The organism is Pseudomonas sp. FDAARGOS_761, assembly GCF_013343155.1.
Classification (GTDB): domain Bacteria; phylum Pseudomonadota; class Gammaproteobacteria; order Pseudomonadales; family Pseudomonadaceae; genus Pseudomonas; species Pseudomonas aeruginosa.
In genome coordinates this window covers 1,197,169-1,221,370 of record NZ_CP054572.1, presented here as the reverse complement: position 1 = coordinate 1,221,370, position 24,202 = coordinate 1,197,169, and the positions used below count along the sequence as shown (strand labels likewise).

The following is a 24,202-nucleotide window of genomic DNA, read 5'->3' as shown; positions in this document are numbered from 1 at the left end:
AACGGCGTGCCCGCGATGAGCTTCAGGCCGCATGGAAGCGGCCCGGAGTGCAATAGAGCCGCGTCGCGGCGAAATGTTCAACCCTCCAGGCCGATCAATTGTCGCCGGCTGCGCTCGAACCAGTCGAGCAGGTAATCGGCGAGCACCTGGGTGCGCCGCGGCAGGCCGCCCTGGAACGGATGGACGAGGAACATCGGCGTGCTGCGCGTCTGGTAGTCGCGCAGCAACCAGGCCAGGCGGCCGTCGCCCAGTTCGTCGTGGACCATGTATGACGGCAGCCGGGCGATGCCGGTGCCGGCCAGCGCGGCTTTCTTCAACAGGCTGTAGTGGTTGCTGGCGAGAAAGCCGGCAACCCGTACCCGCTCCAGCCGATGGTGGCGGTGATAGAGCCACTCCTCGTGGCCGCTGTAGTGCGAGTTCAGCAGGCACTCGCGCTCGGCCAGCTCGGCCGGGCGTTGCGGCTCGCCATGTCGCGCCAGGTAGGCGGGACTGGCGCAGGTGATTTCCTGCAGGACGAACAGCGGCCGCGCCACCAGCCGGGCGTCCTGCTCGACCCCAGAGCGGATCGCCAGGTCGAAGCCCTCGCCAACCAGGTCGCGCAGGCCGTTGTACAGGTCCAGCTCGACGCGCAGCAGCGGATGGCGTTCCTGGAAGTCCTCCAGCAGCGCGTCGAACAGGGTCTCGCCCAGCGAGACCGGGAGGGTCACCCGCACCCGTCCTTCCGCTCGCTCCTGCAAGCGCGCCACCGCCTGCCGCGCGCGCTCGGCCTGCACCAGCAACGCCTGCGCCTCGGGCAGCAGCGCGGCGCCGGCGGCGGTCAGCGAAAGACGGCGGGTGGTGCGGTGCAAGAGGGTTACGCCGAGCTTCTGCTCGAGGACGCCAATGCGCTTCGACAGTTGGCCCTTGCTGCAACCGAGGCGCTCGGCGGCGCGGGTGAAACTGCCCAGGTCGTGGAGTACGGCGAAGGCGGCGAGATCGTCCAGGTCCTTCACGATTGTTTCCCTATGAAAACGGCAGGTTGTCGATTGACAGGATTATCCACAGCAAAGGCGACTCTACACTGGAAACCACTCACCTTCACGCAACGAGAGGCCTGTATGAAAATCATCCTGATCGGCGCCAGCGGCACCCTTGGCAAGGGCATCGACAAAGAACTCGGCGAGCGCCACGAGATCGTCCGGGTAGGCCACAGCAGCGGCGATTTCCAGGTCGACATCAGCGACGCGGACTCCATTCGCGCCCTGTTCGAGAAGACCGGTCGCTTCGACGCGCTGGTCGCCGCGGTCGGCAAGGTGCACTTCGGCGCCCTGGAGGAAATGGGCGAGGCGCAATACCAGCTCGGCCTGCGCGACAAGCTGATGGGCCAGGTCAACCTGGTACTGCTCGGCCGCGAGTACGCCAACGACGGGGGCTCCTTCACCCTCACCAGCGGCGTGCTCGCCGAGCAGCCGATCCGCTTCGGCAGTTCGGCGAGCATGGTCAACTGCGCCGTCGAGGGCTTCGTCCGCGGCGCAGCCCTGGAGTTGCCGCGCGGCCTGCGCATCAACGCCGTCAGCCCGACCGTGGTCAGCGAGGCGCTGCCCGGCTACGCGCCCTACTTCCGTGGCTTCAAGCCGGTTCCGACGGCGGACGCCGCGCTGGGCTACGCACGCAGCGTGGAAGGCGCGCAGACCGGCCAGGTGTACCGCATCTGGTAAGCGATATTTCTCAGGAGAGGCGGTCGGCGTAGCAGGTCGGCGAACTGCCCGGCTTCTGGCGGTCCAGCTCTTCCTCGAGGAACTCGGCCAGCACCACGGCATTGTTGTGCTGCTGGTCGTGGGCGCCGTAGAGCAGCGTCAGGGTGCCCTCGCGAGCGCAGTCGAGCAGGCCCCACCAATGTTCCGGGTGCGCCTGCAACTCGGCGCGGTAGTGTTCACGGAAGCTGTCGAAGAGTGCCGGATCGTGGCAGAACTGCTTGCGCACCTCGTTGGAGGGCGCGACCTCCTTCAGCCAGTCGTCCATGGCCAGGGCTTCCTTGCGGATGCCGCGCGGCCACAGCCGGTCCACCAGTACGCGCCGGCCATCGGCGGGCGACGCCGGTTCGTATACACGCTTGCATTGGATCATCGATCGACTCCCTGGTTGCGATGAAGTCCGATCCGGACTTGAGCTAGGCCCGGACGCTCGGTAACGTGGGCGCATTTTCGATGGAGTCTTCCCTATGCGCCCTGCCCGTCTGCTGGTCTACAGCCTGCTCCCCTTGTTCGCCGCCTGCCAGGTGTGGAAGCCCGAATCGCCGAGCACCAGTGTAGACACCCGCTTCCAGGGTGAACTGGTGAAGATCAACGGCGCGCTGCAATTCCGCCCCTGTACCGAGAAGCGCCTGTTCAGCATCGAGGACGTGGCCAATACCGGCCTGCGCCGCGAAGCCGATAGCCTGTTCGACGACGGCGCCCAGGGCCTGTTCGTCGACCTGCGCGGCACCATGGGACCGGCCAAGGTCCGCGGTACCGACGGCAAGCTGGAGGTCAGCCGACTGTACCGCGTGCAGAACGAGGGCCCCGGCTGCGACGACCCGAACTTCAAGCTGCTGACCTTCGCCGCCAACGGCAACGAACCCTTCTGGAGCGCCAGGGTGAACAACCAGGGCCTGCGCCTGGACCGCCCCGAACACGAGACCCTGGCCTTGCCTTACGTCGCCGAGGAACTGCCGAACGGCAGCACCAGCTATTCCAGCGAGGCGAACGGCAAGAAGGTCGAACTGTGGATCGCCCCGTCGTCCTGCACCGACAGCATGAGCGGTGCCTTCAGCAGCTACTCCGCCGAACTGCGCATCGATGGCGAGACGCTGCGCGGCTGCGCCTATCCGGGCGCACTGGGCAAGTGAAGCGAGGGGCCGCGCGACGGCCCTTTCCCTACAAGAGCAATCCGGCCTGCTCCAGGCGCCGCCGCAGCGCCGTCAGGCCGCTCTCGTACTCCCAGTAGGCGACGCGCCCGTGGGAGGCGCTGACCAGCAGGTATTTCTCGCTGATCGACTGGATCCGTTCGATGCGCAGCAGTTTCTCGACGAAGCGTTCCTCGCCGATCTGCTCGACGATTTCCCGGTTGTCCGCGTCGTAGCCGTGGACCATGAAGGCGGCGCGCACCTTGAGGCGGATGAAACTCATCGCACGGCTCTGCGCTGGAGGGAAAGATTGCGATGGCACACCGTCGAGCGCCCCGAGCCGTTCGGCCGCCGCGCCGGATCGGCGTAGGTCTCCAGCTCGACGAAGCCGGCCTTGCGCATCATTCCCGCCGACGCCAGGTTCTCTTCGTGACGATCGATATAGACATCCTCGATGCCTTCGTCGGCCAGTTGGGCCAGCACCGCCTCCAGCAACGCGCTGCCGAGCCCCTGGCCGGCCGCCGCCGGATGCACTACCGCCTCGCAGATGTAGGCCCGCGGCGCATCGGCACGCTGCGGCTGGTAATGGGCGAAATCCTCGGTGCGGCGGAAGCTGGCGAACCCCAGCAGCCGATCGTCGCGCTCGGCCAGGACGGCCCGTACCTCGCCGTCGGCGATGGCTCGCAGATGCGCACGCACCCCCTCCTCCGGCAAATGGTTCCAGGGATTCGGCCCGTGGCTCAGCAGCAGGTCGGTCATGGCCTCGATATCGCCGGTTTCGGCAGCTCGCAAACGGTGCATATCCACTCCTTCAAAGTCCAACCACCAGCAGCCCGTCGGGCAACGCCACGCCGCGCTCGACGCAGGCAGCCAGCGCCTCGACCAGGGGTTCCAGCGCATAGCCCTGTCTGGCCAGCCAGACAGGATCATAATAGGTGGTCGCATAGCGTTCGCCGCCATCGCAGAGAATCGCCACCAGCGACCCCTTCTCGCCGGCCGCGACCATTTGCCGTGCGGCCACCAGGGCGCCGATCAGGTTGGTTCCGCTGGAGCCGCCGACCCGCCGCCCCAGGCGCCGGGCCAGGTAATGCATGGCCGCCAGCGACCAGGCGTCCGGTACCTTGACCATCGCGTCGATCACTTCCGGCAGGAAGGACGCCTCGACCCGCGGCCGGCCGATGCCCTCGATCCGCGAACCGCAATCCAGGGTCAGGCCACGGTCGCCGCTGACATAGGCGTCGAAGAACACCGAACGCTCGGCGTCGGCGCAGAGCACCCGGGTGCAGTGCTGGCGATAGCGCACGTAGCGGCCGAGGGTCGCCAGGGTGCCGCCGGTACCGGGGCTGGAGATCAGCCAGGTCGGGGTCGGGTACGGCTCGTGGCGCATCTGCTGGAAGATCGACTCGGCGATGTTGTTGTTCGCCCGCCAGTCGGTGGCGCGCTCGGCATAGGTGAACTGGTCCATGAAATGGCCACCGCTCTCCCGCGCCAGGCGTTCGGACTCGGCGTAGATCTGGGTGGGGTCCTCCACCAGGTGGCTCTGGCCGCCGTAGAAGGCGATCTGGGCGATCTTTTCCTTCGAGGTGCTGGCCGGCATCACGGCGATGAAGGGCAGGCCCAGCAGGCGTGCGAAATAGGCTTCGGAAATCGCCGTGGAGCCGCTCGATGCCTCGATCACCGGCGCGGCCGGCCTGAGCCAGCCGTTGCACAGCGCATAGAGGAACAGCGAGCGCGCCAGGCGATGCTTGAGGCTGCCGGTGGGGTGACTGGACTCGTCCTTGAAGTACAGTTCGACGCCAGGCAGGCCGGGAGTCTCCAGGGGGATCAAATGGGTATCGGCGCTGCGCTGGAAATCCGCTTCGATGATGCGGATCGCCTCGCGGGCCCATTGGCGTTGGTCGACGGTCATGGAAACTCCTTCAGTTCAGGACGCCGGCAGGAGGCGGCGGCGGAGCGCTGCGCCACTGGCTGATGGCGACGCCGATGAAGACCAGGCCGGCAGCGAGCATCTGCGGGCCGTTGAGGGTTTCGCCGAGGAACAGCGCGGCGAATACCAGGGTGAAGACCGGGATCAGGTTGATGAATCCCGAGGCCTGGCTGGCCGGCAGTCGACCGACGCCGAAGTTGTACAGGCCGTAGGCGCCCACCGTGACCACCACGCCGAGATACACCACCGCCTGGATCCCCAGCGCGCTGGGCTGGCTCGGCAGGTCGGCGCTGGCCAGCGCCAGCGGCAGGAAGAACAACGTGCCGACGAAGGCCTGCATGGCGGTCAGGGCGAATGCCGAGTAGCGCGCCGACAGGTGCTTCAGCAACAGGGTATAGCCGGTGGCGCAGAGCATCGCGAGAAGTTCGAAGAAGTTGCCCAGCAGCGGCTGCGGCGCGTGCAGGTCGGGCTCGCCGGCGAGGCTCAGCCAGATCGAACCGAGCACCGCCAGGCCGAAGCCGATCCAGGTCATCCGACCGATCCGTTCGTGCAGCAGCAACCAGGCCCCCACCGCCACCAGCAACGGCAGCAGCGCGGTGATCATCCCGGCCTGGGCCGCGCTGGTGTATTGCAGGGCGAAGGATTCGCAGAGGAAGTACAGGCAGGGTTCGCAGACGGCCAGGCCGAGCAGGTACTTCCAGTCGCCCGAGCGGTAGTCGATGCGTCCCCGCCAGCGCCAGGCGACGAGGAACACCAGGCTGCCGAGGGCCATGCGACCGAAGATCACCCAGAGCGGCGGCAGTTCGCGGAAAGCGACCTTCAGCACCACGTACGAACTGCCCCACAGCGCCATCGCCAGGATCAGGCAGGCCAGGGCGAACCAGCGCGTCCGAGTCAAGGGAATCTCCACCACGGGCGCCGTCGCGGCGCCGGAAAAAGGACTCCCAGTATAGGCAGCCGACTAGCCGCGCCGACAGGCACAGAAAGCGGGCAAAACTGTTGCGCCGTGCCTCACTGCTCCCAGGGCTTGCCGCGAGTCTTCTTCTCCAGCGGCAACTGCTGCAGCACCGCGGCCTTGGCCAGCATGTAGGCGCTGACCGGAGCGCTGATGAAGAGGAACAGGCTGATCAGCAGCTCATGCAGGCTGATGCCCGCCTGGCGGTTGGAGAAATAGATCAGCGAGGCGACGATCACCCCGCCGACCCCGAGGGTGGTGGCCTTGGTCGGCCCGTGCAGGCGCATGAAGAAGTCCGGCAGGCGGTACAGGCCGATCGCGCCGATCAGGACGAAGGCGCTGCCCAGCAGGAGGAACGCCGAGACGAGGATTTCCACCCACAGGCTCAGGGGTTCGCCAGTCATTCGATGATGTCTCCGCGCAGCATGTATTTGGCCACCGCCACCGTACCGACGAAACCGAGCACCGCGATCAGCAGCGCCGCCTCGAAGAACAGGTCGCTGTCGCGCCAGATGCCGTACAGCACCAGCAGGGCGATGGCGTTCACGTAGAGGGTGTCCAGCGCCAGCGCCCGGTCCGGCAGGCACGGCCCCTTGACCAGGCGCGCCAGGGTCAGCAACAGGGCCAGGCCGAGCAGCGCCAGGCACAGCGGGATCACGTAAGCGAGCATGGGAAGATCTCCTTCAGCGGCGCTTCGTAGCGTTGCTTGATCTCGGCGATCAGCGCCGCCTTGTCCGGCACGTCGAGGCCGTGCACCAGCAGGGTCTTGCGGTCGTCGCTGAGGTCCGACGACACCGACCCCGGGGTCAGCGAGACGATGCTCACCAGCACGCTGATGGCGAGGTCGTTCTCCAGCTCGATCGGCACCTCGACGAAGGCCGGACGCAAGCGCTGGATCGGTCCGAGGGTCAGACGGGCGACCTGGACATTGGCGACGAGGATGTCCCACATCACCAGCACCAGCAGCTTCAACAGCAGCAACGGATGCCACTCCTGGCTGCGCCCGACCAGCAGGCGGTTGGTCAGCAGCGGAATGCACACGCCGAGGAAGGCGCCGAGCAGCCAGTGGCCGATGGCGAAGGAATCCACCAGCAGCAACCAGACCAGCAACAGCAGGACACTAAGCACGGGATGAGGCAATACGCGAAGAAGCGGACGCGGCAACGAACGGCTGATCATGCGGCACCTCCGCGGGTGATGATCTGGCGATACAGGTCGAGGTCGTGCAACTGCGCCGCGGTGGCCTGGACGTAGGCCAGCAGCGGCTTCGCAGCGAACACCAGCAACGGGCCGGCGGAGAGCAACAGGATGCAGGCGAACAAGCGGCCGTGGTCCAGTTCGGCGCTACCGAGCACGGTATGCCCGGTGCGCCAGAACAGTGTGCTGCCGGCCCGGCTCAACGCCACCAGCGCCACCAGGCCACTGCCCAGTACCACGCTCCACAGGGCCAGCGCCTGGCTGCCGGGAGCGACCGACTGCAAAAGCATGATCTTGCCGAAGAACCCCGACAATGGCGGCAGACCGGCGACGGCGATGGCACCGATGAAGAAGGCCCCGCCGAGCAACCGAGGGTTCTGCAACGCCGGGCCCTGGACCAGGTCGCCGGCCTTGTCGCCGCGCTGGCGGGCGACCAGGTCGGCGAGCAGGAACAGGCCACCGGCGATCCAGGTACTGTGCAGCAGGTAGTACAGCGACGCCGCCAGCGCCCGCTCGCTGCCCAACGCCACGCCAGCCAGGAGGGTTCCGGCGGAGACCACCACCAGGTAGGCCAGCAGGCCTTGCAGGGTCCGCGCCGCCAAGGCACCGATCGCGCCCAGGCCGAGGGTCGCCAGGGCCAGCGGCCAGAGCCAGGCCTGCGCCAGGTTGGCCAGCTCGCCGGCGGCCTCACCGAAGACCAGCGTGTAGACCCGCAGGATCGAGTAGATGCCGACCTTGGTCATGATCGCGAACAGCGCCGCCACCGGCGCGCTGGCCGCGGCATAGGCGCGCGGCAGCCAGAAGTACAGCGGCAACAGCGCCGCCTTCAGGGCGAACACCACCAGCAGCAGGAACCCGGCAGCCGCCAGCAGCGGCGCGCGCTCGGCATCGGCCATGGCGATCTTCTGCGCCATGTCGGCCATGTTCAGGGTGCCGGTGAGGCCATACAGGGTACCCACGGCGATCAGGAAGAACGCCGAGCCGACCAGGTTGAGGATCACGTAGTGCAGGCCCGAGCGGACCCGCTCCGCGCCGCCGCCATGCAGGAGCAGCGCGTAGGAGGCGATCAGGAGTATCTCGAAGAACACGAACAGGTTGAACAGGTCGCCGGTCAGGAAGGCGCCGTTGATACCGAGCAGCTGGAACTGGAACAACGCGTGGAAATGCTTGCCCAGGCGGTCGTCGCCACGCAGCGCGTAGATCAGCGCGGCGCTGCCGAGCACCGCGGTGGCCAGCAGCATCAGGGCGGCGAGACGATCGAGCATGAGCACGATGCCGAACGGCGCCGCCCAGTTGCCCAGGGCATAGACGCTCAGGTCGCCGCTGGCGGCCGTGCGCATCAGCAACAGACTCAATGGGATCAGCGCCAGCGCCGCGAGCAACGACAAGCCGCGCCGCCAGCGCTCGGCCAGCGGCAACAGCAACAGGCTGCCGGCAAACAGGGGGAGCAGGATCGGCAGGATCAGCCAATGGCTCATGGGCGCGGCTCCTCCTCGTCCGGGCGTCCATCTACGTGGTCGCTGCCGAGGTCGCCGAGGCCACGCAGGGCCAGGACCACGACGAAGGCGGTCATGGCGAAGCCGATGACGATGGCGGTCAGCACCAGCGCCTGCGGCAGCGGGTCGCCATACTCCCCGGGAGTGCCGATCACCGCGACGCTGCCGCCGAGCCGGCCCATGGCGAACAGGAACAGGTTGACCGCGTAGGAGATCAGCGTGAGACCGAGCACCACCGGGAAAGTCCTCGCCCGCAGCAGCAGGTAGACGCCGCTGGCGGTGAGCAGGCCGAGGGTGATGGCGAACAGGGCTTCCATCAGAGCGCCTCCTCTTGTGCGACGGGTTCAGGCATCAGGCTGAGCTTGCCGAGGTAGGACAGGATCAGCAGCGCGGCACCGACCACGGTGAGGTACACGCCGAGGTCGAACAGCATCGCCGTGGCCAGCTCGATCTCGCCGATCAGCGGCAACTCGAAGTGGCCGAACGCAGAAGTCAGGAACGGATAGCCGAACAGCCAGCTGCCGAGCCCGGTGAGCCCGGCGATCAGCACTCCGGCGCCAGCCATGGCCGCATAGTTCAGCGGCAGGCGCTGCTCGACCCACTGCGAGCCGCTGGCGATGTACTGCAGCACCAGGGCGATGGCAGTCACCAGGCCGGCGATGAAACCTCCGCCCGGCAGGTTGTGGCCGCGCAGGAAGATGAACACCGAGATCAGCAACGCCAGCGGCAGCAGCACCCGCGACAGGGTTTCCAGGATCAGCGGGTGCTTGGCGTGGGCCCAGTTGCGACCCTGCGGGTCGCAGGTCGGCTTGTGCAGGGCGAAACCGGCGAGCATCGCGTAGATGCCGACGCCGGCGATCGCCAGCACGCTGATCTCGCCGAGGGTATCGAAACCACGGAAGTCCACCAGGATGACGTTGACCACGTTGTAGCCGCCGCCCCCGGAGACGCTGTTCTCGACGAAGAATCCGGCGATGCTCTCGTAGGGCCGGGTCAGCACCGCGTAGGCCAGCAGCGCCACCAGCATGCCGACCCCGCCGGCCAGCGCCACGTCGCGCAAGCCGCGCAGGCTGGAGGACTCCGCCGGAGTGCGCGAGGGCAGGAAATACAGCGCCAGCATCAGCAGGACCATGGTCACCACTTCCACCGACAGTTGGGTCAGCGCCAGGTCCGGGGCCGAGAAGCGAGCGAAGGCCAGGGCCACCAGCAGGCCGGCGACGCTGAGGATCAATAGCGCGACCAGGCGCATGCGATGGAACAGCGCCGTGGCCAGGCCGCTGAAGGCCAGCACCAGCATGCCCAGGGCGGTGATACCGTCCAGCGGGGTCAGCCCGCGCGAGCCGGTCAGCCTCGCCAGCGGCGCCAGCTCGACCGCCACCACGACCAGCGCCGCGCCCAGCAGCCAGGCCAGGTAGCGCTGCAGCGACCCGTTCTCCAGCCAGGCGGTCAGGCGCGCGGCCAGGGCCACCACACGTTGCACCTGCTGCTCGAAGACCAGCTTGGCGTCCACCTCCGGCAACCCGGCGTACCAGTTGAACAGCGGCTTGCGCAGGACATAGACCAGCACACCGCCAACCAGCGCCACCACGCTCATCAGCAATGGCAGGTTGAAACCGTGCCAGATCGCCAGGCTGTATTCCGGCAGTTGCCCGCCAAGGCTGGCACTGGCGGCGGCGGCCAGCAGCGGCGCCACGGTGTAGGCCGGCAGCATGCCGACCAACAGGCAGAGGAACACCAGGATCTCCACCGGTACCTTCATGTAACGCGGCGGCTCGTGGGGCGGGAACTTCGGCAACCGGGCCGGCTCGCCGTTGAAGAACACGTCGTGGATGAAACGCAGCGAATAGGCCACCGAGAACACGCCGGCCAGGGTCGCCACCGCCGGCACCAGCCAGTTGAAGCTGCCCAGCAGGTTCTGGCTGAGGGTTTCGCCGAAGAACATCTCCTTGCTGAGGAAGCCGTTCAGCAGCGGCACCCCGGCCATCGCCAGGGAGGCGACGATGGCCAGCACCGCGGTATGCGGCAGGTACTTCCACATCCCGTTGATCAGGCGCATGTCGCGACTGCCGGTCTCGTGGTCGATGATCCCGGCGGCCATGAACAGCGAGGCCTTGAAGGTCGCGTGGTTGATGATGTGGAACACCGCGGCGACGTTCGACAGCGGGGAGTCGAGGCCGAACAGCAGGGTGATCAGGCCCAGGTGGCTGATCGTCGAGTAGGCCAGCAGCCCCTTCAGGTCATGCTGGAACAGTGCCATGCCGGCGCCCAGCAACAGCGTTACCAGGCCGCTCAGGCTGACCAGGTAGAAGAACCACTCGGTGCCGGCCAGCGCCGGATACAGCCGGGCCAGCAGGAACACGCCGGCCTTGACCATGGTCGCCGAGTGCAGGTACGCGGAAACCGGGGTCGGCGCCGCCATCGCGTGGGGCAGCCAGAAATGGAAGGGGAACTGCGCCGACTTGGTGAACACGCCGAGCAGGATCAGGATCAGTACCAGCGGATACAGGGCGTGGGCGCGGATCAGCTCGCCAGCCGCGAGGACCTCGGTGAGTTCGAAGCTGCCGGCGATGTGGCCGAGCAGCAGCACCCCGGCCAGCAGCGCCAGGCCGCCCCCTCCGGTAACGGTCAGGGCCATCCTCGCACCCTTGCGGGCGTCGGAACGGCTGCCCCAGAAGCCGATGAGCAGGAACGAGGACAGGCTGGTCAGCTCCCAGAAGAGCATCATCAGCAAGAGATTTTCCGCGAGCACCACGCCGAGCATGGAGCCCATGAACAGCAGCAGGAAAGCGAAGAAACGCCCCATCGGCTCCTGTTCGGAGAGGTAGTAGCGGGCGTAGAGGATCACCAGCAGGCCGATGCCGAGGATCAGCAGGGCGAAGAGGAAACCGAGGCCGTCCAGGCGCAGGCTGAGGTTGATGCCGATTTCCGGCAGCCAGGAATAGCTGGCGGTCAGGGTCTGCCCGGCGAACACCGTGCCGCGCTGCCCGAGCAACAGGACCAGGCCGATCAGCGGCGCCACGCCGGCGGACGCCGCGCACAAGGTGCGGCCGCCACGCTCGGCGAGCAGGGGCAACAACGCCCCCATGAACGGCAGCGCGATGATCAGCGCCAGAATCATGGGCTACTCCTCTTCGGTGGCGGAGCCCCCGGCATGCCTGGCCGGCGGTGCTTCCCCGCGGTTGTCGGTGCGCGGCCGGATCGCCAGCAGCTCGAAGCCCCGCCCGCCACCGGCAGGCGCGGCGCAACGGAGCTGCGATTATCGCAATCTATCGAACGAACGTCATGGATTGAATTATTACAAAATTCAGGCGTTCCGACTGCCGGAAAGCCGAAAAAAACTCTGCAACGGCAACGACTTGAAGCTTAGCAAGACAACCCCGGCAGTGGCTCGGCGACACAACGAAAACGGCCGGCGAAGTGCCGGCCGTGGGACAACGAGGGAAGAATCAGTGAGCGACGCGGCTGGTGCCGTTGACGGTCAGGATGCGCACGCGCTCGCCGACGCGGAAGATCTGGCCCTGATCGACCTGCTGGACGTAGGCGCGGGTGCTGCCGTCGTCTTCGCGCACGGTGATCTCGACGCCCTGGGTGCGCGTCAGGCCTTCTTCGGTAGCCGCGCCCAGCAGGCCGCCAGCGACCGCGCCGATGATGGCCGCGACGTAGCTGCCCTTGCCGCCGCCCACCGCGCTGCCGGCGACACCGCCGACGCCGGCACCGGCGATGGAACCGATCGGGGTCTTGGTGCCTTCGATCTTGACCGGGCGCAAGGCCTGGATGGTGCCCATGCGTACAGTCTGCACGGTACGGGCTTCCTCACGGCTGTAGGTATCGCCGGTGAGGCTGGATTGGCAGCCGCCAAGAGCCAGGGCCATGGCGGTGAAGGAAGCAACGATCAAGGCAGACTTGCGCATAACGGCATCTCCGAAAGGGATAACTGACGAATATTAGACTCTCCCGCAGCCGCTCCTGTCACCTGGCCGGCGCGAGATAATCGAATCGATTCAGCAATGGTACAGGTTCGTTCAGTTTCGACCGAACCCTCCCGCTTTCATCGGCGGGACCGATCGGCTAGGGTGAGCGCCCGCAGAAGGAACAGCCATGGACTATTTCATCATCGTCGTCACCACCGCCGCCGGCCTGTATTTCCACTGGTGGATCTACTGGCGCATCCGCCGCTGGATGGACCGCGACCTGGCGCTGTCATTCGCCGGCGACGACCCGCAAAAGCGTGACTATCTGTTACAGCGACTGGCCGAGGCCAAGGCCAGCAAGGTGAAGCGGCGCGACCTGCCGGCCTGGCTGGAGCGCGCCGCCGCCGACTACCCTTCTCGCGAAGCCTGAGCCAGGCGCCAGAGCCGGGCGATCTGCTCGGCGCGCGCCTCCAGTTCCGCCGCCGCTCCGGCACAGGCCTGCTCCAGGCTGATCGGTCCCGGCGCCAGGCTGAACGCCGCATCGATGCCGGCGTCGTGCAGGCGCTGGTAGCCGTCGCCCAGGCTGCCGGCCAGGGCTACCACGGGAACGCCGGCCTGGCGCGCGATCCGCGCCACGCCCACCGGGGTCTTGCCGTGCAGGCTCTGCGCATCCAGGCGGCCCTCGCCGGTCAGCACCAGGTCGGCACCGACCAGCGCATCGGCCAGCCCGGCCAGCTCCGCCACCAGTTCGATGCCTGGGCGGAAACGCGCACGGAGGAATGCCCTCGCGGCGAAACCCAGGCCGCCGGCGGCGCCGACGCCCGGCACCCGGCTGAAGTCCTCGCCCAGGGTCGCCGCGACCACCTTGGCGAAGTGCGCCAGGGCGGCATCCAGTTGCGCCACCTGTTCGGCGCTGGCGCCCTTCTGCGGACCGAACACCGCCGACGCGCCGCGCGGCCCGCATAGCGGGTTGTCGACGTCTGCGGCGACTTCCACCGCGACATCCACCAGGCGCGGATCCAGCCCGCCCAGGTCGAGACTGTGCAGGCCAGCCAGCGCGGCGCCGCCGGGCGCCAGTTCCTCGCCGTCGGCAGCCAGGAAACGCACGCCGAGCGCGCTCAGCAGGCCGGCGCCGGCATCGTTGGTAGCGCTGCCGCCGAGGCCGAGGATGATCTTCCGCGCCCCGGCGTCCAGCGCCGCACGGATCAGCTCGCCAGTGCCACGGCTGCTGCTGCGCGTGGCGTCGCGGCGGTCGCGCGGAACCAGGTGCAAGCCGCTGGCGGAAGCCATTTCGATCACTGCGGTGGCGTCGTCCAGCCAGCCCCAGTGCGCCAGGGTCGGCTCACCGAGCGGGCCTTCGACCCGGCATTCGCGACGTTCGCCGGCGGTGGCGGCGAGTACCGCATCGACCGTGCCTTCGCCGCCGTCCGCCAGTGGCCGCAGCAACACCTCGGCCTGCGGGAAGACTCGCCGCCAACCGCGGGCGATAGCCTCGGCGACGTCGGGCGCGGACAGGCTTTCCTTGAACGAATCAGGAGCAATCACGATTTTCATCAGTCACCTCACAGGGCCGGGAGTCCCCGGCCCCGCTTCAATCAGAGCAGCACAAGGCTGAGCAGCCATACCGCGAGCATACCGGCGAGACCCTGGACCAGGGTCGCCAGGGTCTGGGCGCGATAGGCAGTGGATACGGTCATGCGGCTGAACTGGGTGACCACCCAGAAGAAGCTGTCATTGGCGTGGGACACCGTCATCGCCCCGGCACCGATCGCCATGACCGTCAGCACCCGGCCCATCTCGCTGTCCAGGCCGAGCTGCGGCAGCAGCGGAGCGACCAGCGCCGAGGTGGTGACCAGCGCCACGGTGGTCGAGCCCTGCGCGGTCTTCAGCGCGGCCGCCACCACGAACGGCATGAACAGGCCGATGCCCAACGCGGACAGGGTGCTGCCCAGGTAGTCGCCGAGCGGAGTGATCTTCAGCATCGCACCGAAGGCGCCGCCGGCGCCGGTGATCAGCAGGATCGGCGCGGCCGACTGGATGCCTTCCACCACGCGCTCATGGAATTCCTCGCGCTTGCTCTGGCCCTTGAGCAGGGTGCAGGCCAGGGCCAGGCCGACCAGCAGGGCGATCACCGGTTGACCAAGGAAGTTCAGGCAGGCGAACAGTACGCCCTCGCCCAGCGGCTTGCTCGGGAATACCGCGACCGAGCCAAGGCAGATCAACAGGATCGGTACGAAGATCGGCGCGAACGCCTGGGTCGCGCTGGGCAGCTTGCCGTAGCGGGCACGCAGCTCGCTGAAATCCTCTTCGGTCTGGACGACCTGGCCGTCGTCGACCAGGGGAATGTCCTTGCCGACGAAGCGATTGGCCCACCACATGCCGGCCATCGCGGTGACGAAGGCGACCACCAGGCCGACCGCGATCACCAGGCCAAGGCTGGCGTCCAGGCCGAGGTTGCCGGCCGCGGCGATCGGTCCCGGGGTCGGCGGCACGAAGGTGTGGGTGGCGTAGAGACCGGTGGCCAGGGCCACGCTCATGGCGATGGTGGATATCTTCATCCGCGCCGCCAGGGCGTTCTTCAGCGAGTTGAGGATGACGAAGCCGGAATCGCAGAACACCGGGATCGACACCAGGTAGCCGATGATCGACATGGTCAGGGTCGGGAAGCGTTCGCCGAGCAGGCGGATCACGCTTTCCGCCATGGTGATCGCCGCACCGCTGCGCTCGAGGATCACCCCGATGATGGTGCCGAGCACGATGACGATGCCGATGTAGCCGAGGATGCTGCCGAAGCCGCCGGTAACGGTCTTGACGATTTCCGCCGTGGGTACCTGGTAGGCGAAGCCGGCGATCAGCGCGGCCGCCAGCAGGGCGAGGAACGGGTGCAGCTTGAGTCGCGTGGTGGACAGGACGATAAAGGCGATCAACGCCAGCAGGATCAGGACCAGGGTCATGAGCCGCCTCCTTGTTGTTATGGGTGTGGGATGGGCGCCCAGGGGCGGGTCATTTTCGCTCCGTCGGGACCGGCCACGCCTTGTGCAACGGCCAGAGGAAGACGGCGCTGGAAGGGGAACATTTTGTGCGACTGCACAGTGAATCGATTGATCCGCCCGTTACCCGCGGCGCGGAACGAGCAATTGCAGCCCCAGCAACAATTGCTGGCGGTGCTCCAGGCGAGCGAGATCGAGCCCGCTGATCGAAGCGATGCGCTCCAATCGGTAGCGCAGGCTGTTGCGATGGATTCCCAACGCCTGGGCACAGGCCTGGGCGTGCCCGTCATGGGCGCACCAGGACTCCAGGGTAGCGGCCAGCGAACCTTGCGGATCGTGGTCGAGCAACCGCTGCAAGGGCGCCAGCAGCTGCCGCACCTGCCAACTGTCGCGCTGGCTGAACAGCAGGCTGGCGAGGCGGTGTCCGTCCAGGGTCACGACCCGCCGACCGGGCAACCGGCTGCGCGCATAGTCCAGCAGGTCGCGTGCGGCGCAGGCCGAGGCGCGCAGCTCGGCCAGGTCGTGCGCCGGGTCGCCGGCACACAGGCGCGCCACGCCCCAGCCGCGCGCGTCGGCGCGCTCCAGCCAGTGCTCGAGCGTATCTGCGTGGGCTACCGGCCGGCACCAGAACACCAGGCGCTCGCCCAGCGCCGCGCTCCAGTGCTCCGCCCGGCCGCCGAGTGCCGCCAGTAGCCGAGCCTGGCAAGGCAGCGGATCGGCATGCTCGGGCAGCTCCAGGAAGACCGCCTGGCGCGGCCAGTGCATGGCCAGCCCCAGGTGTTCGGCATCGGCCGCCAGCGCCCCGAGGCCGTGGCCGGGATCGAGCAACTGGCGCAGCCAGGCTTCGTGACGCTGGCGTTGCCAGTGTCGCTCGTCCTGCATCTGGCGCTGTTCCATGAGCATTTCCGCTGCCATCCGCACCAGCTCGGCATAGGGCCGGACCACCTCCGGCGCGCCGGTGATGCCGAGCACGCCGACCAGCCGCTCGGCGTGCAGCAACGGCAGGTTCACCCCTGGCCGCACCCCGCGCAGGCAGGCGGCGGCCTGCTCGTCGATTTCCACTACCCGCCGGTTGGCCAGCACCAGTTGCGCCCCTTCGTGGCGAGTATGCAGGCGCGATGGATCGCCGCTGCCGATGATCATGCCCTGGGCATCCATCACATTGATGTTGTGCGGCAGGATCGCCATCGCCCGATCGACGATGTGCTGCGCCAGCGTCGAATCCAGTTCGAACATGGAGGACTCAGGGCGCCAGGCGTTCGCGCGACCAGCCGCCGTCCTGGCGTCGATAGTCGAGACGGTCGTGCAGGCGGCTCGGCCGCCCCTGCCAGAACTCGATGCGCTGCGGCAGGAGACGGTAGCCGCCCCAGTGCTCGGGACAGCTCGGCGGCTGGTCGGCGAAACGCCGCTCGGTGTCCGCGAGCAGCCGTTCCAGCTCGGCGCGATCGGCGATGACCCGGCTCTGCGGCGAGGCCCAGGCGCCCAGGCGACTGCCCAGCGGACGCACCTGGTAGTAGGCGTCGGATTCCTCGGGAGTGACCTTCTCGACGCTGCCTTCGATGCGCACCTGACGCTCCAGCGCCGGCCAGAAGAAGGTCATGGCCGCCCGCGGATTGGCCGCCAGTTGCCGGCCCTTGGCGCTTTCGTAGTTGGTGAAGAAGGTGAAGCCGCGCTCGTCGAGGCCCTTGAGCAGGAGGATACGGCAATGCGGATAGCCGTCGGCGTCGACGGTGGCCAGGGTCATGGCGTTGGGTTCGACCGGCAGGCGCTCGGTCTTCACCGCGTCGTCGAACCACTGGCGGAACAGGCTGAAGGGATCGCTAGGGGCGTTGGCCTCGCTGAGGCCATCGCGGGTGTACTCGCGGCGCATATCGGCCAGGGACTGGGTCATGGCGCATCTCCAGGGGGAAATGCGCCATAGCTTAACCGCAGACTCCGCCTCGCGCTTGATCCGGGACAATGGCGCCAAGCGCCCTGCCCCGGTTCGGCTCAGTTGCCCTGGGCCAGGGACAGCAGGCTGGCGCGCTGGGTATAGAGCACTTCGACGCGACGGTTCTGGGCACGGCCGGCGGCGCTGGCATTGTCCGCGCGCGGCATATCGGAACCGACCCCCTTCAGGCGCAGCTGGTCGCCTTTCAGGCCGCTGAGGCGGAAGATCGCCGCCACCGACTGGGCACGCTCGAAGCTCAGCTTGTCGTTGACCGCCTTGCTGCCGGTGCTGTCGGTATGGCCGAGTACCAGAATACCGCTCTGCGGATCGGCCTGGGCCATCTTGGCGACCTTGCCCAGCGGGTTGAGGGTGATCGGCATCAGCATGGTATGGCGCTTGGGATTGAACGAGTAGTCGGCGGGGGCGATGACGATCAATGCGTTGTCGCGGCGTTCGAGGGTGAACTCGCTACCGGCGATCGCTTCGCGCAGGGCTTTCTCATGGGCATCCAGCCACTCCTTGGTGACCTTCTGCTGGACCAGTGCCGGCTTGCCCGACGCCTTGCTCGCCGAGCTGGCGCCGAACGGCCACCACCAGGGGTTGGCGGCCTTCGGCTCGGCTGCGGCGGCGACTTCTTTCTTCGCCGCGTCGATCTCGGCCTTCTGCTCCGCAGCCTTGGCGGCTACGTCCCGACCGCCTTCGTCCTTGCCGAACGGCCACCACCAGTGGCTGGAGCCGACATGCTCGGCTTCGGCCTTCTGTTCCGTGGCCTGCTTGGCGACGGTCTGTCCGTCGTCCTTGCCGAACGGCCACCATGAATGGCTGGAAGCCTGCTCGGCCGGAGCCTTGGCTGGCTGCGAGGAAGCATCCTGGGTCTGGAAATAGCTGCAGCCGGAGGCGGTCATGCAGAGAAGAAGCGTCGAGGTCTTAAGCAGTTTCATACGTCGGGGTCCGTTGGAAGTGAAAGAAGGCGAGCCCGATGGAACATTCGGCTCAACCGCCGGTCACATCGCAGCGATGCCGGAGTCGATCCACTGCCCCGGCAACGCCCTATCTCATACGACGCTTTAGATTGTGTCGCTAAGCCATTATTTGGCAATGAAATTTAGCGTCGAGCCGACAAGCGGTTAAAAGTTAACCAACGGATTACAGACACTCCCCCGCGACACGCGCCAGCTGTTGCGCCCGCGGATCCATCAGCACGTACGGCCCCAAGGCGTTGCTGACAAAGGAAAAAGCCAGGTCGCGCTCGGGATCGGCGAAGCCGATCGAGCCACCCGCCCCAGGGTGGCCGAAGGCCTTGGGGCCGAGTCCGTAGGTCGCATTGGCCACGCCCGGTTGGTCGAGCATGGTGCCGAGGCCGAAGCGGGTCCGGGTCAGCAAGGTCCGATCCTCGCCTACCGCGTGTTCGTGGGCCAACTGGCCCAGCAGTTCATCTTCCAGCAAACGTCCCTGCAACAGGCCGCTATAGAAGCCGGCGAGCGCGCGCGCGTTGCCATGGCCATTGGCGGCCGGCTGCTGCATGCGTCGCCATTCCGGCTTGTTGGTGCTGGTGAGGATCGACGGCGGATTGGTGAAGGCGCGGGTGGTCAGCGCCAATGGCTCGCTCATCATGGTCTTCAGCATGCGCTGGGCGGCAGCGTCGCCGAGGCTGCCCTTGCTCCGCGCCATGTGGGCGACGCGGCCGAACTGGCTGTCGTCCAGGCCGATATGGAAATCCAGGCCCAGCGGTGTCGCGGTACGCGCCACGATGGCCTCGCCCGGCTCGCGGCCGTCGACCCGGCGGATCACCTCGCCGAGCAGCCAGCCGTAGGTAATCGGTGCATAGCCGTGCGCTTCGCCGGGCGTCCACCAGGGCTCCTCGGCGGCCAGTGCCGCGGTCATCGCCTGCCAGTCGTAGAGTGCCTCGGGCGGCATCTGCTTGCGCAGCGCCGGCAGGCCGGCGCGATGGCAGAGCAACTGGCGCACGCTGATCGCTGCCTTGCCGGCCGCGGCGAACTCGGGCCAGTAGCGTGCCACCGGCGCGTCCAGTTCGAGCTTGCCCTCGGCCACCAGTTGCAGCACGGCAACGGCGGTGAAGGTCTTGGTGCAGGAGAACAGATTGAGGATGGTGTCGCGCTGCCAGGGCTGCTCGCCGTCCTTGTCCGCGACGCCGCCCCAGAGGTCGACCACCGTCTCGCCACCGACCTCCAGGCACAACGCCGCGCCGCGCTCCTGCGGATTGTCGAAAAGCCGGGCGAAGGCCTCGGCAAGCGGGGCGAAACGGCTGTCACAGTGGCCTTCGGGCGTCATGGGCAAGTTCCGGTGGGAAAGTGGTCGGGGCATTCTTCCAGCCCTCGGCGGCCTTGTGAACCCTGACATAAGAGGGGTTCGCCGCAAGCGGGCGGCGGTGAATGCGCGCTCATGAACCGGCTGAATCCTCGCGCGTCGGCGGAGGCTCGACGGCAGGCATGGAACTGGCCATCGCCGACAGTCGCGACAGGGCGGCAAGGTTGCTTCGGCGCACCGTGTCGACGAAGCCGGCGAACGGCAAGCCCGTGATCCCGACCAGGCCGATATGGCCGTTCTCGCCGTCCAGCAGGCGCCCGCTGGCCGGTTGGTCGAGGTACTGGAACCAGTGGGCGCCGACGATATACGGACTCTTCAGCGCCGCCTCCAGGAACGTTCGGTAGGAGTCGCCGCGCGCCCGCTCATTGGCCGCCTCGCTGACGCCACCCCAGAACGGACCGCGATCCCGCGAGCCGAAGTGGAACTCGCTGATCAGCACCGGCTTGTCCAGCCGCGCCAGCAGGGAGTCGTCCAGGCCCTGCCCGGGCAACGGCGTATAGAGGTTGAAACTGAGCAGGTCGCAATACCGGGCGCAGGAGGTGATCGCCTCGGGAGTGCTGACGGCGAAGCGGCCGCCGAGCAGGAGGTGGTTCGGTGCGTGCCATTGCAGGGCGTCGCGCAGGGTCTTGAAGTAAGCGTCGGCATACAGCCGGAGGAAGGCGCTGTAGTCCTCGGCGATGGCCGGATGCCCCTCGCCCGGCAGCGGAGCCGCGTAGCCCGGCGCCTCCAGGGCCTCCCAGGCGGCCAGCTCGATGCCCCAGGCCTGTGCCAATGCCTCATGGCGCAGGTACTTGGCTTTCAATTGCTTGACGAAGGCGCGCTTCGCCGGACTGTCCATGGACAGCCTCAAGGCTCCGAAAGCGAGGCCGTAGCGCGCCTGGGCCGAGCCGTCGCGCCCGGCCCAGGCCAGTTCGTTGTCGGCGTAGTAGCCGAGCAGCCAGGGATCGTCGCGGTGGTCGCGAGCAGCGATGGCGATGACGCGCTCGGCGGCCATGGCGAAGCGCGGGTCGAAGGGATCGGGCATGGCTCCCCACCAGTCGAAACCGCTGCTGACCGTGGCGTAGTCGCCGGCGATCGACAGCGGCAGGCTGTAGGGCATCCGCGCCTGTGCGGCGAGCGCCGGATCGCTCCAGTTGCCGAGGCTGTTGAAACCCCATGCCGAGAGGCGCTCCAGGGTGTGCTGGCGCCATTCGCCGGCGAGCTGGTCGGCGCTCGCCTGGGGAGCGATGCGCTGGCGATTGGCACCGAGGAAATCGAACCAGCGGCCATGCCCGAAGCGCCGCCCGGCCTGCGCGGCGACGCCGCGGCGGTCGTCGCCCTCACCGAAGAATGCCGCCAGCGGCTCACCCTCCGCCGGCAGTTCGGCGAACATCGGCTCGCGTCCCTCGACGTAGGTCCGGCTGCCGTCGGCGGTCACCGCATTAACGCCCAGCGACCAGAACGGATGTCCTTCCGGAGTAACCAGCCACCAGCGCCCGCCACGTTTTTCCGTGCGGAAGAAACCGCTGGCTTCGAACACCGGCCCACCCAGCAGGCCGCCGAAACGGTCGCGCGCCGGTGTCTGCCGTTCCCAGTCGCGGAGCTGTGCGGCCTCGGCCGCATAGGCGCTGCGCAACTGTTCGTCGGAACGAATCTTTTCCGGCCAGTCGGCGCGGCTGTACTGGCCATAGCGATCGATCAGGCCGGTCAGGATGCTCCGCTCCACCGCTCTCCCTGCGCGTATGCCGAAACGTCCGAGCAGGATGCTCTGGGGAGCTTGCGGCGAGCGCAGGGACAGGCTCAGCGCCCCGACCCTGGCGCGGTCCAGCGAGCCCTCCACGCGTGGCGCCAGCAGCACCCGCTGGCCTTCGACCATCTGCGGCATCGGCGGCCCCGCACGCATGCCCAGAGCCTCTGGCGAAACCGCCCGCAACGGCACCAGCAGGGTCTGCGGCGGGCCTGCCGGAAGCTCGATGGATGCCTGCAACCCCGGCGCACCCTGCTCGCCCTCGATCGCGACCTCCAGGGTCATGTCCCAGCTCATGGCGTTCTGGATGCGCAGGCTCACGTAGTCCGCTGCGGACCAGTCCCAACGGCCCTGCGCCGGACTCATGCGCAAGGTGGGCCGTTGCGCCGGGCTGAAGGTGACGCGACGGAGAATGTCGCCCTCCGGGGTGGCCTCCGCCGTCACGCTGGGCAGGTCGGCATCCTCCAGGGTGATGCCGACCACGGCCATCGGCTTGACGAAGTTGAACAGCACCTGCTGGGTGTCGTTCGCCGCCAGCGGCGCGGCCACCGCGAGCAGGCCGAGAAGCAGGGGAAGATGCCAACGCGAACGGATCATGAAGCCTGTTTTCCTTAACTCCATCCCGGCATGGACAAATGCCGGGAATTTCCCGATGCGGCTCGGACGTGAAGGCTGGCGCCCTCCGCGCAGATCAGCGCGTCAGGCGATTTCCCGCCGGAACGGCGGCAATGCATTGAGGATAGCCTTGCCGTAGCGCTGGGTGACCACGCGGCGATCCAGCAGGGTGATGGTGCCGCGGTCCTGCTCGGTGCGCAGCAGCCGCCCGCAGGCCTGGACCAACCGCAGCGAGGCGTCTGGCACGGCGATCTCCATGAACGGATTGCCGCCGCGCGCCTCGATCCACTCGGCCAGCGCCGCCTCCACCGGGTCGTCGGGTACCGCGAAGGGAATCTTGGCGATCACCACGTGTTCGCAATAGGCCCCCGGCAGGTCCACGCCTTCGGCGAAGCTGGCGAGGCCGAAGAGCACGCTGTCCTCGCCGTCGTCGACTCGCGACTTGTGCTTGTTCAGGGTTTCCTGCTTGGACAGGTTGCCCTGGATGAACACCCGCTTGCGCCAGTCGCGGTCGAGACCGTCGAAGACTTCCTGCATCTGCTTGCGCGAGGAGAACAGCACCAGGCTGCCGCGCGCGCCCTTCACCAGTTCCGGCAGCTCGCGAATGATCGCCGCGGTGTGCTCGGCGGCGTTGCGCGGATCCGCCTTGAGGTCGGGAACCCGCAATACCCCGGCCTCGGCATGGTGGAAGGGGCTCGGCACCACCGCGGTGACCGCGTTGCGCGGCAGGCCGGCGCGCATGCGGTAGCGGTCGAAGGTGCCCAACGCGGTCAGGGTCGCCGAGGTCACCAGCACGCCATAGGCGACGTTCCACAGGTTGCGGCGCAGGGTCTCGGCGGCGAGGATCGGGCTGGCGTTGGCTTCGATGTCGTAGAAGCTGCCGCTCTCGGCGAGGGTCAGCCAGCGCGCCATCGGCGGGCTGTCCTGCGGGTCCTCGCAGGTGAAGGCGGTCCACAGTTCCCAGTTGCCCTGGGCGCGCGCCAACAGACTACCGAACAGTGGGTACCACTCCTCCGCCTGGTGGCTGGCGATGCCGCCGGCGCCTTCGCCGTCCATCGCCTCCTTGAGGATATCGGTGAGGCGGGTGAACAGGTCGGTCAGCTTGGAGAAGCCTTTCTTCAGCTCGATGCCCATCTCGCGGATATGCTCGGGGACCACCCCGCCGACGAAACGGTGACGCGGCCGCTCGCGACCTTCCATGTCCTCGCCGGCGCGGAAATCGCCGATCTCTTCGCAGGCGGTGAACATGAACTGCTGCTGGGTCTTGATCTCCCGGGCCAGCTCCGGCACCTGTTCGATCAGGCGGCCGAGGTCGCCCGGCAGCGGGTGCTGGGCGAGCAGCTTGGTGAGGTTCTTGGCGATCTGCTCCAGCCAGTCGGCGGTAGCGCGCAGGCGGGTGAAATGGGCGAAATGGCCAATCGCCTTGTCCGGCAGGTGATGGCCCTCGTCGAACACGTAGAGAGTCTCGCGCGGATCGGGCAGGATGGCGCCGCCGCCCAGGGCCAGGTCAGCCAGGACCAGGTCGTGGTTGGTGACGATCACATCGACCTTGGTCATCCCTTCGCGCGCCTTGTAGAAGGCGCACTGCTGGAAGTTCGGGCAATGTCGGTTGGTGCACTGGCTGTGATCGGTGGTGAGCTGCGCCCAATGCGCGTCGTCGATCGCCTCCGGCCAGCTGTCGCGGTCGCCGTCCCAGCGGTTGCCGGCCAGGCGTTCGATCATCTGGTTGAACAGCTTGCTGCTGGTCTCGTCGACGTCGATGTTGAAACCGTCGTCGGCGAACAGTTGCGCCGTCGCGCTTTGCGCCTGGCCTTCCTGCAGCAGCACGTCGAGCTTGGACAGGCACAGGTAGCGCCCGCGGCCCTTGGCCAGGGCGAAGCTGAAGGCCAGCCCGCTGTTGCGCAGCAGGTCGGGGAGATCCTTGTGGACGATCTGCTCCTGCAGGGCGACGGTCGCGGTGGCTATCACCAGGCGCTTGCCACTGGCCTTGGCGCAGGCGATCGCCGCCAGGCTGTAGGCCACGGTCTTGCCGGTACCGGTTCCGGCCTCCACCGCGACCACCGCCGGCTCGCCCTCGCGGTGCCCCTCCTCGTCCTCCTTGATCGCGCCGAGGGCCTTGGCCACTTCGGCGATCATCAGGCGCTGGCCATAGCGAGGCTTCAGCTCCTTGGCTTCGAGAAAGCGGGTGTAGGCACCCTGGATCTGGGACTTGAGTTCGGCGCTGAGCATGGAATTCCTGGGCCCGGCGCGCAGCGGAAGGCGAA

At 67.6% G+C, this 24,202-nt stretch carries 24 protein-coding genes; 3 read left to right on the top strand and 21 right to left on the bottom strand.

The genetic code is table 11. From position 1 onward, the window contains the following. Window positions 1-77: 77 nt before the first annotated feature. Window positions 78-992: a LysR family transcriptional regulator gene (locus FOC67_RS05830; RefSeq protein WP_003082110.1), complete on the bottom strand. Its 915-nt coding sequence runs from the start codon at window positions 990-992 to the stop codon at window positions 78-80. 105 nt (window positions 993-1,097) lie between these two features. Here FOC67_RS05830 and FOC67_RS05825 point away from each other — a divergent pair, with 105 nt between their 5' ends. After that, the gene (locus tag FOC67_RS05825; protein WP_009315437.1) at window positions 1,098-1,697 is read left to right on the top strand and encodes a short chain dehydrogenase; all 600 of its coding nucleotides are present in this window, start codon (window positions 1,098-1,100) and stop codon (window positions 1,695-1,697) included. Between the two features lie 10 nt (window positions 1,698-1,707). On the opposite strand, the gene FOC67_RS05820 is transcribed toward FOC67_RS05825, so the two are convergent. Continuing rightward, on the bottom strand, window positions 1,708-2,106 hold the full coding sequence (locus tag FOC67_RS05820) for a DUF488 domain-containing protein (protein WP_009315436.1): 399 nt from the start codon (window positions 2,104-2,106) through the stop codon (window positions 1,708-1,710). A gap of 94 nt (window positions 2,107-2,200) precedes the next feature. Between FOC67_RS05820 and FOC67_RS05815 the strand changes: the two genes are divergently transcribed. Then, window positions 2,201-2,866 (top strand): COG3650 family protein, encoded by a 666-nt coding sequence (locus FOC67_RS05815; RefSeq protein WP_003082099.1) that lies wholly within the window; start codon window positions 2,201-2,203, stop codon window positions 2,864-2,866. Window positions 2,867-2,894: 28 nt separating this feature from the next. Here FOC67_RS05815 and FOC67_RS05810 read toward each other — a convergent pair whose 3' ends face one another. The 11 genes from FOC67_RS05810 to FOC67_RS05760 all read right to left on the bottom strand — a co-directional run bounded on the left by FOC67_RS05810 (window position 2,895) and on the right by FOC67_RS05760 (window position 12,349). Then, a complete protein-coding gene (locus FOC67_RS05810) occupies window positions 2,895-3,146 on the bottom strand; it encodes a hypothetical protein (protein WP_009315435.1) in 252 nt (83 codons plus the stop codon). Continuing rightward, window positions 3,143-3,664 (bottom strand): GNAT family N-acetyltransferase, encoded by a 522-nt coding sequence (locus tag FOC67_RS05805; protein WP_003086379.1) that lies wholly within the window; start codon window positions 3,662-3,664, stop codon window positions 3,143-3,145. Before FOC67_RS05805 ends, FOC67_RS05810 begins: the two co-directional genes overlap by 4 nt. A gap of 10 nt (window positions 3,665-3,674) precedes the next feature. After that, window positions 3,675-4,772, bottom strand: a complete 1,098-nt coding sequence (locus tag FOC67_RS05800) for a PLP-dependent cysteine synthase family protein (protein WP_003086377.1) — start codon at window positions 4,770-4,772, stop codon at window positions 3,675-3,677. A 10-nt stretch (window positions 4,773-4,782) separates the two neighbouring features. Then, window positions 4,783-5,688, bottom strand: a complete 906-nt coding sequence (locus tag FOC67_RS05795) for a DMT family transporter (RefSeq protein ID WP_003140610.1) — start codon at window positions 5,686-5,688, stop codon at window positions 4,783-4,785. Window positions 5,689-5,801: 113 nt separating this feature from the next. Then, the gene (locus FOC67_RS05790; RefSeq protein WP_003086373.1) at window positions 5,802-6,149 is read right to left on the bottom strand and encodes a Na+/H+ antiporter subunit G; all 348 of its coding nucleotides are present in this window, start codon (window positions 6,147-6,149) and stop codon (window positions 5,802-5,804) included. Continuing rightward, entirely contained in the window at window positions 6,146-6,415 is a 270-nt protein-coding gene (locus FOC67_RS05785; RefSeq protein ID WP_003082079.1) for a K+/H+ antiporter subunit F, read from the bottom strand. The genes FOC67_RS05790 and FOC67_RS05785 overlap by 4 nt, the downstream gene beginning before the upstream one ends. Further along, a complete protein-coding gene (locus FOC67_RS05780) occupies window positions 6,400-6,924 on the bottom strand; it encodes a Na+/H+ antiporter subunit E (protein ID WP_003086371.1) in 525 nt (174 codons plus the stop codon). Before FOC67_RS05780 ends, FOC67_RS05785 begins: the two co-directional genes overlap by 16 nt. Further along, window positions 6,921-8,420, bottom strand: a complete 1,500-nt coding sequence (locus tag FOC67_RS05775) for a monovalent cation/H+ antiporter subunit D (RefSeq protein ID WP_009315433.1) — start codon at window positions 8,418-8,420, stop codon at window positions 6,921-6,923. Before FOC67_RS05775 ends, FOC67_RS05780 begins: the two co-directional genes overlap by 4 nt. Beyond that, window positions 8,417-8,755: a Na+/H+ antiporter subunit C gene (locus FOC67_RS05770; RefSeq protein ID WP_003082068.1), complete on the bottom strand. Its 339-nt coding sequence runs from the start codon at window positions 8,753-8,755 to the stop codon at window positions 8,417-8,419. The genes FOC67_RS05775 and FOC67_RS05770 overlap by 4 nt, the downstream gene beginning before the upstream one ends. Next, the gene (locus FOC67_RS05765; RefSeq protein WP_003108684.1) at window positions 8,755-11,556 is read right to left on the bottom strand and encodes a monovalent cation/H+ antiporter subunit A; all 2,802 of its coding nucleotides are present in this window, start codon (window positions 11,554-11,556) and stop codon (window positions 8,755-8,757) included. Before FOC67_RS05765 ends, FOC67_RS05770 begins: the two co-directional genes overlap by 1 nt. Before the next feature lie 328 nt (window positions 11,557-11,884). After that, window positions 11,885-12,349 carry a glycine zipper 2TM domain-containing protein gene (locus FOC67_RS05760; protein WP_003082056.1) on the bottom strand — a complete coding sequence of 155 codons (465 nt, stop codon included), beginning with the start codon at window positions 12,347-12,349 and terminating at the stop codon, window positions 11,885-11,887. 187 nt (window positions 12,350-12,536) lie between these two features. Here FOC67_RS05760 and FOC67_RS05755 point away from each other — a divergent pair, with 187 nt between their 5' ends. Next, on the top strand, window positions 12,537-12,779 hold the full coding sequence (locus tag FOC67_RS05755) for a hypothetical protein (RefSeq protein WP_003082053.1): 243 nt from the start codon (window positions 12,537-12,539) through the stop codon (window positions 12,777-12,779). On the opposite strand, the gene FOC67_RS05750 is transcribed toward FOC67_RS05755, so the two are convergent. From FOC67_RS05750 to dinG, 8 genes are all read right to left on the bottom strand, one after another. Continuing rightward, a complete protein-coding gene (locus tag FOC67_RS05750) occupies window positions 12,758-13,903 on the bottom strand; it encodes a glycerate kinase (RefSeq protein WP_003108682.1) in 1,146 nt (381 codons plus the stop codon). The genes FOC67_RS05755 and FOC67_RS05750 overlap by 22 nt on opposite strands. A 41-nt stretch (window positions 13,904-13,944) precedes the next feature. Continuing rightward, window positions 13,945-15,303: a GntP family permease gene (locus tag FOC67_RS05745; protein WP_003116305.1), complete on the bottom strand. Its 1,359-nt coding sequence runs from the start codon at window positions 15,301-15,303 to the stop codon at window positions 13,945-13,947. Window positions 15,304-15,462: 159 nt separating this feature from the next. Further along, window positions 15,463-16,575 carry a CdaR family transcriptional regulator gene (locus tag FOC67_RS05740; protein WP_003112517.1) on the bottom strand — a complete coding sequence of 371 codons (1,113 nt, stop codon included), beginning with the start codon at window positions 16,573-16,575 and terminating at the stop codon, window positions 15,463-15,465. 7 nt (window positions 16,576-16,582) lie between these two features. Then, the gene (pdxH, locus tag FOC67_RS05735; protein WP_003086357.1) at window positions 16,583-17,230 is read right to left on the bottom strand and encodes a pyridoxamine 5'-phosphate oxidase; all 648 of its coding nucleotides are present in this window, start codon (window positions 17,228-17,230) and stop codon (window positions 16,583-16,585) included. Window positions 17,231-17,328: 98 nt separating this feature from the next. Beyond that, the gene (locus FOC67_RS05730) at window positions 17,329-18,210 is read right to left on the bottom strand and encodes an OmpA family protein (RefSeq protein WP_009315422.1); all 882 of its coding nucleotides are present in this window, start codon (window positions 18,208-18,210) and stop codon (window positions 17,329-17,331) included. A gap of 205 nt (window positions 18,211-18,415) precedes the next feature. After that, the gene (locus FOC67_RS05725) at window positions 18,416-19,561 is read right to left on the bottom strand and encodes an EstA family serine hydrolase (protein ID WP_009315420.1); all 1,146 of its coding nucleotides are present in this window, start codon (window positions 19,559-19,561) and stop codon (window positions 18,416-18,418) included. 109 nt (window positions 19,562-19,670) lie between these two features. After that, window positions 19,671-21,944 (bottom strand): beta-agarase, encoded by a 2,274-nt coding sequence (locus FOC67_RS05720; protein WP_083842336.1) that lies wholly within the window; start codon window positions 21,942-21,944, stop codon window positions 19,671-19,673. A 78-nt stretch (window positions 21,945-22,022) separates the two neighbouring features. Then, a complete protein-coding gene (dinG, locus tag FOC67_RS05715) occupies window positions 22,023-24,167 on the bottom strand; it encodes an ATP-dependent DNA helicase DinG (protein ID WP_003086351.1) in 2,145 nt (714 codons plus the stop codon). Between the last annotated feature and the right edge of the window lie 35 nt (window positions 24,168-24,202).

Bases quoted from the DNA above. Each gene is read 5' to 3' on its own strand.
- FOC67_RS05825 (WP_009315437.1), top strand. From the start codon at position 1,098: ATGAAAATCATCCTGATCGGCGCCAGCGGCACCCTTGGCAAGGGCATC.
- FOC67_RS05820 (WP_009315436.1), bottom strand. From the start codon at position 2,106: ATGATCCAATGCAAGCGTGTATACGAACCGGCGTCGCCCGCCGATGGC.
- FOC67_RS05815 (WP_003082099.1), top strand. From the start codon at position 2,201: ATGCGCCCTGCCCGTCTGCTGGTCTACAGCCTGCTCCCCTTGTTCGCC.
- FOC67_RS05810 (WP_009315435.1), bottom strand. From the start codon at position 3,146: ATGAGTTTCATCCGCCTCAAGGTGCGCGCCGCCTTCATGGTCCACGGC.
- FOC67_RS05805 (WP_003086379.1), bottom strand. From the start codon at position 3,664: ATGCACCGTTTGCGAGCTGCCGAAACCGGCGATATCGAGGCCATGACC.
- FOC67_RS05800 (WP_003086377.1), bottom strand. From the start codon at position 4,772: ATGACCGTCGACCAACGCCAATGGGCCCGCGAGGCGATCCGCATCATC.
- FOC67_RS05790 (WP_003086373.1), bottom strand. From the start codon at position 6,149: ATGACTGGCGAACCCCTGAGCCTGTGGGTGGAAATCCTCGTCTCGGCG.
- FOC67_RS05785 (WP_003082079.1), bottom strand. From the start codon at position 6,415: ATGCTCGCTTACGTGATCCCGCTGTGCCTGGCGCTGCTCGGCCTGGCC.
- FOC67_RS05780 (WP_003086371.1), bottom strand. From the start codon at position 6,924: ATGATCAGCCGTTCGTTGCCGCGTCCGCTTCTTCGCGTATTGCCTCAT.
- FOC67_RS05775 (WP_009315433.1), bottom strand. From the start codon at position 8,420: ATGAGCCATTGGCTGATCCTGCCGATCCTGCTCCCCCTGTTTGCCGGC.
- FOC67_RS05770 (WP_003082068.1), bottom strand. From the start codon at position 8,755: ATGGAAGCCCTGTTCGCCATCACCCTCGGCCTGCTCACCGCCAGCGGC.
- FOC67_RS05765 (WP_003108684.1), bottom strand. From the start codon at position 11,556: ATGATTCTGGCGCTGATCATCGCGCTGCCGTTCATGGGGGCGTTGTTG.
- FOC67_RS05760 (WP_003082056.1), bottom strand. From the start codon at position 12,349: ATGCGCAAGTCTGCCTTGATCGTTGCTTCCTTCACCGCCATGGCCCTG.
- FOC67_RS05755 (WP_003082053.1), top strand. From the start codon at position 12,537: ATGGACTATTTCATCATCGTCGTCACCACCGCCGCCGGCCTGTATTTC.
- FOC67_RS05750 (WP_003108682.1), bottom strand. From the start codon at position 13,903: ATGAAAATCGTGATTGCTCCTGATTCGTTCAAGGAAAGCCTGTCCGCG.
- FOC67_RS05745 (WP_003116305.1), bottom strand. From the start codon at position 15,303: ATGACCCTGGTCCTGATCCTGCTGGCGTTGATCGCCTTTATCGTCCTG.
- FOC67_RS05740 (WP_003112517.1), bottom strand. From the start codon at position 16,575: ATGTTCGAACTGGATTCGACGCTGGCGCAGCACATCGTCGATCGGGCG.
- pdxH (WP_003086357.1), bottom strand. From the start codon at position 17,230: ATGACCCAGTCCCTGGCCGATATGCGCCGCGAGTACACCCGCGATGGC.
- FOC67_RS05730 (WP_009315422.1), bottom strand. From the start codon at position 18,210: ATGAAACTGCTTAAGACCTCGACGCTTCTTCTCTGCATGACCGCCTCC.
- FOC67_RS05725 (WP_009315420.1), bottom strand. From the start codon at position 19,561: ATGACGCCCGAAGGCCACTGTGACAGCCGTTTCGCCCCGCTTGCCGAG.
- FOC67_RS05720 (WP_083842336.1), bottom strand. From the start codon at position 21,944: ATGGAGTTAAGGAAAACAGGCTTCATGATCCGTTCGCGTTGGCATCTT.
- dinG (WP_003086351.1), bottom strand. From the start codon at position 24,167: ATGCTCAGCGCCGAACTCAAGTCCCAGATCCAGGGTGCCTACACCCGC.